Origin of the sequence: Pseudoclavibacter helvolus, assembly GCF_049707175.1 — a bacterium.
GTDB classification, from domain to species: domain Bacteria; phylum Actinomycetota; class Actinomycetes; order Actinomycetales; family Microbacteriaceae; genus Pseudoclavibacter; species Pseudoclavibacter helvolus_A.
This window is the reverse complement of sequence record NZ_JBNAFM010000013.1, coordinates 54,822-66,909: the sequence shown is the minus strand read 5'-3', so window position 1 is coordinate 66,909 and position 12,088 is coordinate 54,822. Positions and strand designations below refer to the sequence as shown.

9 protein-coding genes and 1 pseudogene are annotated in these 12,088 nt (G+C 69.4%); 3 read left to right on the top strand and 7 right to left on the bottom strand.

The genetic code is table 11. The annotated features are described in order from the left end of the window. Positions 1-55 precede the first annotated feature (55 nt). The 3 genes and pseudogenes from ACPYN9_RS11735 to ACPYN9_RS11725 all read left to right on the top strand — a co-directional run. A pseudogene (locus ACPYN9_RS11735) lies at positions 56-1,027 on the top strand (acyltransferase family protein); the annotation flags it as partial. Positions 1,028-1,285: 258 nt separating this feature from the next. Next, positions 1,286-1,699 carry a RidA family protein gene (locus ACPYN9_RS11730; protein WP_424466762.1) on the top strand — a complete coding sequence of 138 codons (414 nt, stop codon included), beginning with the start codon at positions 1,286-1,288 and terminating at the stop codon, positions 1,697-1,699. Positions 1,700-1,832: 133 nt separating this feature from the next. Next, positions 1,833-3,407, top strand: coding sequence for an AMP-binding protein (locus tag ACPYN9_RS11725; RefSeq protein ID WP_424466711.1), 1,575 nt, complete (start codon positions 1,833-1,835; stop codon positions 3,405-3,407). 450 nt (positions 3,408-3,857) lie between these two features. Here ACPYN9_RS11725 and ACPYN9_RS11720 read toward each other — a convergent pair whose 3' ends face one another. The 7 genes from ACPYN9_RS11720 to ACPYN9_RS11690 all read right to left on the bottom strand — a co-directional run bounded on the left by ACPYN9_RS11720 (position 3,858) and on the right by ACPYN9_RS11690 (position 12,065). Continuing rightward, the gene (locus ACPYN9_RS11720) at positions 3,858-4,886 is read right to left on the bottom strand and encodes a LacI family DNA-binding transcriptional regulator (RefSeq protein WP_424466710.1); all 1,029 of its coding nucleotides are present in this window, start codon (positions 4,884-4,886) and stop codon (positions 3,858-3,860) included. Then, positions 4,883-6,103 carry a fumarylacetoacetate hydrolase family protein gene (locus tag ACPYN9_RS11715; protein WP_424466709.1) on the bottom strand — a complete coding sequence of 407 codons (1,221 nt, stop codon included), beginning with the start codon at positions 6,101-6,103 and terminating at the stop codon, positions 4,883-4,885. Before ACPYN9_RS11715 ends, ACPYN9_RS11720 begins: the two co-directional genes overlap by 4 nt. 282 nt (positions 6,104-6,385) lie before the next feature. Further along, a complete protein-coding gene (locus tag ACPYN9_RS11710; protein WP_424466708.1) occupies positions 6,386-7,180 on the bottom strand; it encodes an enoyl-CoA hydratase/isomerase family protein in 795 nt (264 codons plus the stop codon). Continuing rightward, positions 7,177-8,475, bottom strand: a complete 1,299-nt coding sequence (locus ACPYN9_RS11705; protein ID WP_424466707.1) for an extracellular solute-binding protein — start codon at positions 8,473-8,475, stop codon at positions 7,177-7,179. The genes ACPYN9_RS11710 and ACPYN9_RS11705 overlap by 4 nt, the downstream gene beginning before the upstream one ends. Further along, positions 8,472-10,043: a CaiB/BaiF CoA transferase family protein gene (locus ACPYN9_RS11700; RefSeq protein WP_424466706.1), complete on the bottom strand. Its 1,572-nt coding sequence runs from the start codon at positions 10,041-10,043 to the stop codon at positions 8,472-8,474. The genes ACPYN9_RS11705 and ACPYN9_RS11700 overlap by 4 nt, the downstream gene beginning before the upstream one ends. 97 nt (positions 10,044-10,140) lie before the next feature. Next, positions 10,141-11,313, bottom strand: a complete 1,173-nt coding sequence (locus tag ACPYN9_RS11695) for an aldose 1-epimerase family protein (RefSeq protein WP_424466705.1) — start codon at positions 11,311-11,313, stop codon at positions 10,141-10,143. Next, positions 11,310-12,065, bottom strand: a complete 756-nt coding sequence (locus ACPYN9_RS11690) for an SDR family NAD(P)-dependent oxidoreductase (RefSeq protein ID WP_424466704.1) — start codon at positions 12,063-12,065, stop codon at positions 11,310-11,312. The genes ACPYN9_RS11695 and ACPYN9_RS11690 overlap by 4 nt, the downstream gene beginning before the upstream one ends. Positions 12,066-12,088 lie beyond the last annotated feature (23 nt).

Here is a 12,088-nt window from a genome sequence, read left to right as displayed (position 1 = left end):
CTGCCGAGGCGAAGCCGTCGCGCCCCCGCAGCTCCCAACCAGACGCGCATCCGGAATGACTTCACCTTCCCAGCAGTCCGCACAGCCCGCAGCTGGCCGCACCCCGAGCGGCGAATCCAGGGCCCGCTGGATGGACCTCATCCGCGGCGCCGCGATCCTGCTCGTGGTGCTGCTGCACGCGACGGCGATCCCGTGGATGTTCGCGGGCATCACGTCGGGCCGGGTCGTGAACGACGTCAACTCGTTCTTCGCGCCGTACCGGATGAGCCTGCTGTTCCTGCTGTCCGGCGTGCTGCTGACGCGATCGCTCGCGAAGCCGCCCGGCACCTACTACTGGAACAAGGTGCGCACCCTGATCTGGCCGTACCTCGTGTGGATGGTCATCGGCATGCTCACCGAGGGCTACACCGACCTGCGCGACCCGTTCTTCTGGATCCCCAACAACTGGCTGTGGTTTATTTTCTTCCTCGCCGTGTACTACACGGTGGCGCCGCTGCTGGCGCGCATTCCGGGCACCTGGTTCGCCGTCGTACCCGCCGTGCTCTGGCTCGCCAGCTGGCCCCTGCCAGACGGCGACCTCTCGAACCTCAGCTACTACGGCGGGTTCTTCTTCGCCGGGCACCTCTGTGTGCGCCTCCGCTCGCACCTCTCCCGGCTCGAAACGCGCACCCTCATGTGGGTGTGCCTCACCATCGCGACCGCCTTCGGGGCCTTCATCATCGCCGGCAATCGCGGCTACACCAACGCCATGACGGCCGGCTTCGACGCGCACCGGCTCGAACTGCTGCCCGTCGTGCTCGCCGGCATCGCAGGCACCGTCATGGCCGTGCGGCGGGTCACCGGCGCGCACCGGGCGCAGAGCCACGACCGCGCCAAGTGGCTGCAGTACATCGGTCGCAACTCGGTCGTGTTCTACCTCGTGCACTTCCCCACGCAGGTGTGGATCACGAACAGCCTCAGCGACCTCGGCGTCACCAACCCGAACATCTCGCTGCCGGCATGCTTCTTCGGCGCCCTCGCCGTCGCGTTCCTCGCGTGTTGGCTGCGCCGCTTCCGAGTCGTGGATGCGCTGTTCGTGTTGCCCAAGTTCAGGCGCCGTGACAAGGCGGTCGCGTCGACGACGACGCCCTCGACGCACCAGCTGACCGGCCGCGAGCGCTCAGCTGGTGCAACGACTGGCGAGCCGACGCGAACCCGTTGTTGCGGGAGCATCCGCATCCACATCCACGCATCCGCATTTACGCATCCACCCCCTGCATCCGCACACCCTCTGGAGGTACACCCGATGTCGAGCTACGTCACCCTGATCCGAGCCGGAGCGCTCAGCGACGCCGCCGAGTATGCCTACGCGTCGTCGGTCGAGGCCGGCGCGCGCCTCGTCTTCCCCGCCGGAGCCTGCCCGCTGAACGATGACGGCACCACGGCAGCCGTCGGCGACTACGCCGGCCAAGCGGCGAAGTGCGTCGAGAACCTCCGCGTCGCACTCGCCGCCGCAGGCGCCAGCCTCGACGACGTCGCCAGCACGCGCGTGCTCGTGGCCTCCGCCAAGCAGGCAGACCTCGTCACCGCCTGGGAAGTCGTGCGCGACGCGTTCGGCGACCACGACGTGCCGAGCACCCTCCTCGGCGTGACCGTGCTCGGCTACGACCATCAGCTCGTCGAGATCGAAGCCGTCGCCGCGGTCGCCCCACGCGGGTAGGACGGCGCGCTGGGGTGCCTCCCATCTGGGGTGCGCAAGATGGGGAGCGGATGCGCCACGTGCATCCGCTGAAAGGCCCGGCACGGCTCGACCGGCCGCCGGGCCGCATGCGTTTCGATCAAAGGAGATCGCCGTGTTCAAGAGCCCCTACCCAGACGAGCAGATCCCGAACGTCTCGGTCTTCGACTTCCTGTTCGCAGAGCTGAGCGAAGCGGATGCCTCACGCACCGCCATCGTCGACGGCACGAGCGGCGCCGAAACGACGTTCGCCGCGCTGAAGCAGCAGATCGAGCTCGTCGCGGGCGCGCTCGCCGGGGGCGGCCTGGGCGTCGGTGACGTCGTCGCCCTGCACTGCCCGAACGTTCCGGCCTTCGCGTCCGTGTTCCACGGCATCCTCCGCTCGGGGGCGACAGCGACCACGATCAACGCGCTCTACACGGCCGAGGAAATCGAGACCCAGCTGCGCGACTCCGGCGCGAAACTCCTGTTCACGGTCAGCCCGCTGCTCCCCCAAGCCCACGAAGGCGCGATCGCGGCCGGCCTCGACCAAGACGCGATCATCGTGCTCGACGGCGCTGAGGGGTACCACGACCTGCGCGAGCTGCTCAGCGCGGGCCTCCCCGCCCCGCAGGTGACCTTCGACCCGGCAACGCACGTCGCCGTGCTCCCCTACTCGTCAGGCACCACCGGCAAGCCCAAGGGCGTCATGCTCAGCCACACCAACCTCGTCGCAAACGTGGTGCAGACCTACCCGGTGCTCGACGTCGAAGACGACGACGTCGTGCTCGCCCTGCTCCCCTTCTTCCACATCTACGGCATGACGGTGCTGCTCAACATCGCCATCAAGAAGCGCGCACGCCTCGTCACCATGCCCAAGTTCGACCTCGGCGAGTTCCTGCGCATCATCGAGACGCATCGATGCACGTACCTCTTCATCGCTCCCCCGATCGCCGTCGCGCTCGCGAAGCATCCGCTCATCGACGACTTCGACCTGTCGAGCGTACGGTCGGTGTTCTCCGGCGCGGCCCCCATCGACGCGGCGCTCATGCGGGCCGTCGCCGACCGCATCCACACCCGCACCCGCCAGGGCTACGGGATGAGCGAAGCGAGCCCCGTCACGCACGTGCTGCCGCCGGACGACAACGGGATGTCGCTCGGCTCAGTCGGTGTGCCCATCGCCAACACCGAGGTGAAGCTGGTCTCCGTCGACACGGGCGAGGAGATCGAAGCCGTCGACGACGGGCAGAGCGAACCCGGCGAGATCTGGGTGCGCGGGCCGCAAATCATGCTCGGCTACCTCGGACGCGACGACGCGACCCGCGAAGCTGTCGACGACGACGGGTTTCTGCACACTGGCGACATCGCCACCGTCGGGCCGCTCGGAGAGTTCAGCATCGTCGACCGCCTCAAGGAGCTCATCAAGTACAAGGGCTACCAGGTGGCACCCGCCGAGCTTGAAGCCCTGCTGCTCACCCACCCCGACATCACCGACTCCGCCGTCGTCGGCGCGCTGGATGCGGACGGGCAGGAGATCCCGAAGGCGTTCGTCGTGCGCCGCGAAGGGTCGACGCTCGATGAAGCCGGCGTCGAGGCGTTCGTCGCCGAGCACGTCGCGCCGCACAAGAAAGTGCGGTCCGTTGCCTTCATCGACGTGATCCCGAAGTCGGCGTCGGGGAAGATCCTGCGGAAAGATCTGCGCGGGCGGTGAGGTTGGGGCAGGCGGGCGGAGACGCTTGGGAGGGCGGAGACGCTCGGGAGGGCGGAGACGCTCGGGAGGGCGGACGCTCGGGAGGGCGGACGCGGGAGACGCGCAAGTCCCGAGCGCCGGCACCCGAGCGCCGAGACCCGAGCGCCGAGACCCGAGCCCCGAGCCCCGAGAGCCCGAGAGCCCGAAGTTGTGGCGAAGTGCAGCCAGCGCGCGGGCTAAGCACATTCCGCCACAACTCTGTGCGGGCCGGCGGGCGAGCGGCACGCCCGCGCCGAGCGGCAGAGCGGGACGTCCGCGCCGAGCGGCAGAGCCGCACGCCGGCCCGAACGCCGCACCAAGCAGCCGCGCCGACAAGGTTGTGGGAAAACGCCGCCAGCGCGCCGCTCAGCTACAGAACGCCACAACTCTGGCCCCAGTCGCGAGCGCACGCCGAGGCGGCAGCCCCGGGGCCTACGCGCTCTCGCGGGCGACGACCTCGAAACCGAGGTCGACGGTCTCGCCCTGAGGCGCATCCGCACCGCCACGGCTCATGCGCGCCAGCAGCAGCTCGCCCGCCTTCGTGCCGATCTCACGGTTGGGCACGGCCACGGTCGTCAGCGTCGGGGTGAGGTGCGAGGACAGCTCGAAGTCACCGAAGCCCGTCACCGCCAATTCTCCAGGCACGGCCACGCCGCGTCGCGCGCACTCCAGCACGGCGCCGGCTGCGAAGACGTCACTCGCGAACATGAGCGCGTCGGTCTCGGGATGCTCGCGGAGCGCCGCGTCGAGGAGCGCGCGGCCCGTCTCCAGGTCGACGGCGGCGACCCCGGAGTCGACGACCCGCACCGGCTCACCCGGGTACTGCTCTGCGACGGACGCCTCGAAACTCGCGCGTCTCGCCGCGGCTCGGAAGTCACCCGACTGAAAGGAACCGGCGAACGTCGGATGCGCGTACCCCTTGCCGCGCACGTACTCGACCAGGGCGCGGATCGCGTCTTCGTTGGAGAAGCCGATGAGGCTGTCGACCGGGTTCTCGCTGGAGTCCCACGCCTCGACGACCGGGATGCCGGATGCGCGCAGCAGCGTCGATGCCGCATCCGTGTGCTGGGCGCCGACGATGAACATGCCATCCGGCCGCCGCCCGAGGAACGCTCGAACGAGCTCCTCCTCGTGCTCAGGGCTGTACCCGGTGGTGCCGATGAACAGCTGGTACCCGGACGGCGAGAGCATCGCCTCGAGCCCGTGCAGCGCATCCGCGAACACCGACGCGGAGATCGAGGGCACGATCGCGGCGACCGTCATCGACCGATTCGACGCGAGGTTCGACGCGGCCAAATTGGGCACGTATCCCAAGGCGGCGATCGCCGACTGCACCCGCTCGAGCGTGTCTGCCGACACGAGGTCCGGCGTCCGCAGCACGCGCGAGACCGTCTGCGGAGACACCCCCGCAGACGCGGCGACGTCGGTCAGCGTCACCTTCTGCGTCGACCGCCTGGTCACAGCAGCCTTCTGGCCGCCAGGTTGCGCATGAGCGCTGCGATCCCGAATGTCCACGGCGCACACCCCTCGCTGCTCTGTACCTGGCCTACCAGACTACCGAGGGCTGGCGAGGAGATGCGCACGACATCACCAGCATGGTGGGTGAACCCACGGTCCGGCTGGTCGCGGTCGACGATCGGCGCGAACATGGTGCCGAGCATCAGCACCGCCCCATCGGGGTACTGGTGGTGCGGGCCGAGCAGTTGGGCGGCGAGATCGGCGGGATCGCGCGAGATCTGCGCCAGGTCGGACGACCCGTGCAGGGTGAACCCGTCGAGCCCCACAATGTCGAGCTCGACGGTCATGCCGCGCACCGAGTCGAGGTCGAAGTCACCGTCGAACAGGCGGATGAACGGGCCGAGCCCGCAGGACGCGTTGTTGTCCTTCGCCTTCGGCAGCAGCAGCGCGGAGCGGCCCTCGATGTCGCGGAGGTTGACGTCGTTCGCGAGGGTCGCCCCCACGATGGCGCCCGTGGATGCGATGAGCAGCGCCACCTCCGGCTCGGGGTTGTTCCACTCCGACGAGGAGTGCACGCCCACCTGGTCGGCGGTGCCGACGGCGGATAGCGTCGGGCCCTTGGTGAAGATCTCAGCGTCGGGGCCGATGCCGACTTCCAGATACTGGCTCCACAGGCCTTCCCCCACCAGGTACGTCTTGAGCGCGGCAGCCTCCTCGGATCCAGGCTTGAGGCTGGCGAGATCGGTGCCAATCTCGGCGAGGATCTGCTCGCGCATCCGCGCCGCCGCCTCGATGTCTCCCCGCACCCGCTCCTCGATGACGCGCTCGATCATCGACACCGCAAACGTCACGCCCGCCGCCTTGAGCACGTGCAGGTCAACGGGAGCCAAGAGCCACGGCTTCGACTCGTCGCGCGCATCCGGCTCCGTGTTCGCGAAAATCTCCTCGAGCGAGCCGAGACTCGGCGCATCCGCTGCAGCCGCACGCACCGCAGCCGCTGAGTCGGCTGACTCGGTGATGTCACTCACCGTCGCGAACGCCCCGCTCAGGTCCAACACGCCCTCGCTCGTCACCAACACGGGCGAGGGGCCGCCAACCGCCGGGTCCCAAACGCGGCCGACCAGCGTGCCCGTCGTTCCGTCGGCCGGGAGCGCCTGGGCGACGCTGCCCGACCATCCCTCTGGCGCCTGCTGGGCGGCTGCCGTCTGCTGCGTTGTCATGTGAACTCCTGAGGGTCGGGTTGTTGTGTGTGGCAATTCGGTCGGGTCCGGGGCGGGTCGCGTTGCCTCGCCTCTCCCGTCTCGGTCGGGTGGGGTGCCGGTCGCATTGTCCCGGCGTTCCTGACGTGGGATGGGTTTCTCATCTCGGGATGGCTTCCTACCCATCCCGAGGTGAGGAACCCATCCCGAATCGGAGGTGGGGTTCGAAGGTGGGGTTCGTAGGTGAGGTGTGAGCGGAGGCGCGGGCGGTAGCGGGGCGGTGCTGCCGCCGACGATCTGCGGTCAGCGGCGGTGGAAGATGCCCTGGCGCTTCTCGGCGAAGGCGGCGCGACCTTCGTCGGCGTCGGCGGTCGCGAAGGTGATGGTCTGGAGGTCGCGTTCGTAGGCGACGGCCGCATCCTGGCCCATGTTGTAGGAGGCTCGCAGGTTCGCTTTCGCGGTTTCTGCGGCGATCGGCGGTCGGGATGCGATGACGGCGGCGAGTTCGCGGGCCCGTTCGAGCAGTCGGTCGCTCGGGAGGACCTCGGAGACGATGCCCCAGGCGAGGGCCTGCTGCGCCGAGATGGGGTCGCCGGTGAGGAGCATGATGGCGGCGTTGCTCGCGCCGGCTGAGTGGGCGAGGAATGAGGCCATACCGCCGCCGCCGATCCAGCCGAGCTTGATCTCGGGGGCGGCGAGCGACGCGGTTTCGGCGGCGAGGCGGATGTCGCAGGTCATGGCAGTCTCGAGCCCGCCGCCGAATGCGTAACCGTTGATGGCGGCGATGATGGGTTTGCGGAGGGCGCGGAGGGCGTCGCAGTAGTCTTCGCGGTTGCGGAAGTCCCAGGGGGTCGCGTACTTATCGAGCGAGCGGATGTCGCTGCCTGCACAGAACGATCGCTCGCCGGCGCCGGTGAGGATGACGACGCGGACGTCGTCGCTCTCGTTGGCCCAGGTGGCGACGGTGACGAGCGCGTCGGACATTTCCTGCGTCACCGAGTTGAGCTTCGCGGGACGGTTGATGGTGACGATCGCTGTGGAGCCGTCGAGCTCGACGAGGATCTCGTTGGTTCCGAGCTGCGGGATGCTGCCGGTCATGAGGTGACTCCTGAGGTCGTGGGGGTTGCTGAGTGGATGCGAGCCTCCGCTGCATCGACGCGCATCGATGCGGTGTAGGCGGCCTCGAGGGAGTCGAGGCACGATTCAACGGGGTCGGCTTGGTGCCGGGTGGCGACGGCGGCTGTCCGAGCTGCGGTCGTGTCACTGGTGACCCCGTTGCCCGATGCCCCTGCCCCGAGCAGGGCGTCGCGCAGCAGTTCGGAGGCCTTCGTCTGGAAGGCGATGTACCCGTCGTAGCGCGGGCGCACCCACGACTGCTCGATGGTCGCGGCGGTGCCCGAGTAGAAGTCGTGGGCCGCTTCGTTGACGGCGGCGTCGTGCCACGCGGAGCGCAGGCCTGGCTGCCCGTCGTGCTGCGGGATGAACGTGCGCTGAGTTTCGGGGTCGAGGAGCCAGGCGAGGTGCGCGGCCAGCTCCGGGGTCACCCGGCAGCGCTTCGAGATGGCGATGCCGGTGCCGCCGATCGTGGAGCCCGGGCGGGCGGAGCCGGCCCAGCGGGGCGCATCCCGGAACTGCAGCGAGCGCGTGGAGTAGTTGACGTAGCCGTAGACAAGGGGCACGTAGGCGAGCGAGTCGGTGCCGGCCATGCGTTCGAGCAGCGCGATGGGGTTCTCGGTGTGGGTCTCGACCGGCGACCGGCGGGCGATGGCGCCGAGCAGTTGGAGCGCCTCGCGCGCGACCTCGCGGGAGGAGAACAGCGTTCCCTCGGCGGGACTGTCGGCGACGGGAGCGCCGGCTCCGGCGAGGACCGACGCGAACGTGAGGAAGGCGTGCGGGCCGGCGAGCGAGAGCGCGACGGGGGCGCGCTCTGCAAGGGCGAGCACCTCATCCCAGGTGCCCGGAACCGTGCCGTCGATGAGGTCGACGCGCGCCGCCGCGACCTGCGTCGCCGCATCCAGGGGCAACGCCCACTGCGAGCCATCAAGGGCGTAGGAGGTGAAGCTCGGGCCGATCGCGTCGCCCGCGATGCGGGCGAGCGTCGCGGCGTCGAACACGTCGTCGAGCGGCACGAACGAGCCGCTCGCCAGCGCCTCGCCGAGGTGCGGGTGGTCGAGCACGATGAGGTCGTACCGGTCGGCGAGCTCCGCGATCGGGGCTGATTCGAAGCCCTCGAGCGGATGCGCATCCCACTCGATCTCGACGCTCCCCTCGGCCGCAGCAGCCGCAGCGGCGGCCTCGAGCGCGTGGCGGCCCCGGGGGTGGTCCCAGGTCAGCCCGCGGTATCGCGGCGGAGGACCGCTCGATGCCGTCACCGACGGCGATGCGTCGCTCATGATCGTTCGCCGACGACTTCCGAGTGCTGCGCGTCCGGCGAGGCAGCGGCAGCGGGTGCGGCCGCGCCGGGTGCAGCCGCAGCGGATGCCGCCGCGCTAGATGCCGCAGAACCAGGCGCCGTCGCCTCCGCAGCGGTTGCCGCGACCGACTCGGGCGCGCCTTCTCCCGTGAGCACCGCATCCGACCCGCCCGGCCGTGCCGTACCGTCGGCCGCCACCGCGCCACCCAGCTGAGCCTCAGCGCGCGTCAGGGTCTCGCGAACCGCGATCGCTCCGCGCTCGGCGAGCTCCTCGATGTGAGCCGCCGCGTGGCCCAACTCGCTGAGGATCTCGCGCGTGTGCTCGCCGGTGAGAGGCGCCCCGCGGTCGATGCGCGCGGGCGTCTTCGAGAACTTGTACGGGAACCCGGGCGTCTTCACCAGGCCCTCCGTGGGGTGCTCGTACTCGACGAACGTGCCGTTGTGCGCGATCTGCGGATCGGCGACCAGATCCGCGTAGCCGTAGACGGGGCCAGCCCAGATGGAGGTCTTCGAGAAGGCATCAAGCCAGTGCGCGCTCGTGTTCGTCGCGAGCCGCGCGGCGGTCTTCGCGAACACCTCGTCGCGCAGCCGCCACGAGTCGTCGAGGGTGTGGAGGCCGATGAAGCTGTCTTCCCCGATCGTGCGCCCGAGCTCTTCCAGGTCGGGCATCGCGAGCACGATGAACCCGTCGGACGTCGCGAACGACCCGTAGGGCGAACGAATGTACACGTGCGCGTGCGGCTCCGCGCTTCGCTGCTGTGGCACCCCGCCGGCGGTGAAGACCGAGAGCTCCTGCATCTGCAGGGTTGTAATGGCGTCGAGCATGTTGACCGTCACGAGCTGACCCTCGCCGGTGCGCTCACGGTGGAAGAGCGCGGCCAGCACGCCCTCGAAGGCAGTGGATGCGGTGATCGCGTCGACCAGGTACTGGCCGGCCGCCTGCGGGGGCTCGCCGTCGCGGCCGGTCGACAGCATGGCGCCGCTCATGGCCTGCAGCAGGAGGTCCTGACCGGGGCGCATCCGGTACGGCCCATCCTCGCCGTAGCCGGAGACCGAAACGTAGACGATGCTGGGGTTGATCTCGCGGAGCGTCTCGTAGTCGACGCCGAGCCTGCCCGCGACGCCGGGGCGGTAGTTCTGCAGGAACACGTCGCTGGTCGCGACAAGCTCCCGCAGTACCTCGCGACCGTCGTCGGACTTGAGGTCGAGCGCGATGGACCGCTTGTTGCGGTTGAGGGAGAGGAACGACACGTTGATCTCGTTGCCGGCGGCGCCGCCCGCTGGCGCGTGGCGCTGCCACTCACCTGCTGGCGGTTCAACCTTGATGACATCGGCTCCGAGGTCGCCCAGCCGCTGGGCGGCGAAGGGTCCCGCCATGGCGATCGAGCAGTCGAGGACCCGGATGCCCGACAGGACGCCGCGCGTGCCCCCGGCCTCGGCGGCTGCGGCAGGCGCATCCGCTGCTCTCTGATGCACCCCGCCCGCCTCGCTGGCGGCCGGGCTGCCGCCGGTTGCCGTGTGGTCGCTGGTGCCTGCTGCGCCGCTCATGGGTTCCTCGTTTCGGTCGTTGCGCTTGTGGCAGCGCTAACATCTCAAGTGTAGAACGCCCGAGGCCAACTTCGTCGTCAGCCCCGGGCGCCGGGGGTCATTCCGGCTGATCGCCGATGGCACGAATCGCGGCCTCGACCGCGTTCGTCTCGTCAACACCGTCAAGCACGCGGATCGTCGTCGAGTAGCTCCTCGACTCACCGTGCTCCAAGAACACCGCAGTACCGTCTTCACGCGACGCGGCATCGCCGGACACGTGATGCGTGCTCGGCTCGAGCCCGATGCCGTACTGGCCGCTGCGCAAGTTCTGCCACTCGAAGAAGTGCGGCATGCCCGCAGCCTCCCAGCTCAGCTCGATGCCGCGACCGCCGTCCGCCGCGATCAACGCCACCCGATGCCTGCCATCCGCGCCGACCACCAGCTCATGCTCGGTCACCTGCTCGACAAAGCCATCGATCGGCGCCGGCATCACGCGGTAGCTCGTGCCCTGCTCGGCCACGGAGTCCGACTGCCAGAGATGCCTCGAGATGGGAGCAACGAACCTCGTGCCCTCATCCAAGAACGGCCAGCCGACGTTGATGTGGTACAAGAACATGTGGGGCGTCGGGTCGAAGCCGAGATTGTCGACGACGTCATCGAAGCGCACCTCACGGCCATCAAAATCAAGCTCGATCGTGCGCGTCAGGCGCAGGTGCTCGCCGAACGCCGTCGCCTGGATCACCTCGCCAACCACCCGCAACACCACGCGTCCATCCCGATCGACCTCGCGCGCCTCGAGGAGCCGCGCGGGAATCGCCGTCAGCCGCCCGTGCAGCCCATGCGTGACCGTCTGCTTCGGCGGGTAGTTGTAGCGCGTCGCATCCACTTCCCCGCCGAACAGCGTGTGATCGAGGCCACCCGAGACGAGCAGGCCGTCGAGCGCACGCAGCCAGGACAGGCCGCCCTCGTCGTTGTGCTCGTGCAGGCCGGGGTGGCGGAAGCCGTTGCCGCTGCGCCACCCGATGGGCGCTCCGCGGAAGCGCATCGAGCCGAGGTCGAACGCCCGGTCGACCAGCACCTCGAGCTCCAGACCGGCGGAGGTGCGCAGGTCGATCGCCCGCACGCCCCGCTCGACGCCGTTCTCGAGGACCACCTGGCGGATGCCCGCGACCGCCGACAGATCGCCAGTGCGGCGCCGAAGGTCCGCGATCGAGAGGTCGGCGCCGAAGACCTCGACGCCCCCGGCACCCGCACCGCTGGCCGCGCTCACTGCTGCTGTCTGCTCGCTCACATCATCACCCATCCGCCATCGACGTTGATCGTCTGTCCGGTCACGAAACTCGAGTCCCTGCCGACCAGGAACGAGATGACACTCGCCACCTCATCCGGGTCGCCGCGCCGCTTGAGCGACTGATGATCCAGCACGAACTGCGTGTACTGCTCCGGGTTCTCGTGGATCTCCTCAGCCTTCGTCGGGAAGGCGCCAGGCGAGAGCAGATTCACGCGGATCCCAAACTCGCCCAACTCGCGAGCCAAAGCGCGCGTCATCGCAACAGCCGCGCCCTTCGTCGTGACGTAGCTCGCCAACTTGTCCCAGCCGCCGCTCCACGTGATCGAGCCGATGTTGACGATCGCGCCGGTGCCACGCTCGCGCATGAGCTCGGCCGCCGCCTGCGCCGCCACGAAATAGCCACGCTGGTTGACCGCGACGACATCGTCGAACTCCTCGACCGTGATGTCGAAGAAGGGCGTCGGCGGGTAGATCGCGGCGTTGTTGATGAGCGCGTGCACCGGCCCGAACTCCGCCTCAGCCTCGCGGACCGCGGCCTTGATGGCTTCCGCGTCCCGTAGATCGACCTCGAGCACGTACGTGGGCACGCCCGCCGCCCGCAGCTCATCCGCCGTCTCCGCGAGGGTCGCGCCCCCGCGGCCGAGCACCGCAACCGCGAAGCCGTCGCGACCGAGCCGCAGCGCAGTGGCCCGCCCGAGCGATCCGCCCGCGCCGGTCACGATCGCGACCGGCTTCTCACCTGTTTCCGTCATGATTCCTCCGGCCGAAGCCTGTC

Coding starts and splice junctions, on each gene's coding strand:
- ACPYN9_RS11730 (WP_424466762.1), top strand. CDS start 1,286: ATGTCGAGCTACGTCACCCTGATCCGAGCCGGAGCGCTCAGCGACGCC.
- ACPYN9_RS11705 (WP_424466707.1), bottom strand. CDS start 8,475: ATGAGCGACGCATCGCCGTCGGTGACGGCATCGAGCGGTCCTCCGCCG.
- ACPYN9_RS11700 (WP_424466706.1), bottom strand. CDS start 10,043: ATGAGCGGCGCAGCAGGCACCAGCGACCACACGGCAACCGGCGGCAGC.
- ACPYN9_RS11690 (WP_424466704.1), bottom strand. CDS start 12,065: ATGACGGAAACAGGTGAGAAGCCGGTCGCGATCGTGACCGGCGCGGGC.
- ACPYN9_RS11710 (WP_424466708.1), bottom strand. CDS start 7,180: ATGACCGGCAGCATCCCGCAGCTCGGAACCAACGAGATCCTCGTCGAG.
- ACPYN9_RS11715 (WP_424466709.1), bottom strand. CDS start 6,103: ATGACAACGCAGCAGACGGCAGCCGCCCAGCAGGCGCCAGAGGGATGG.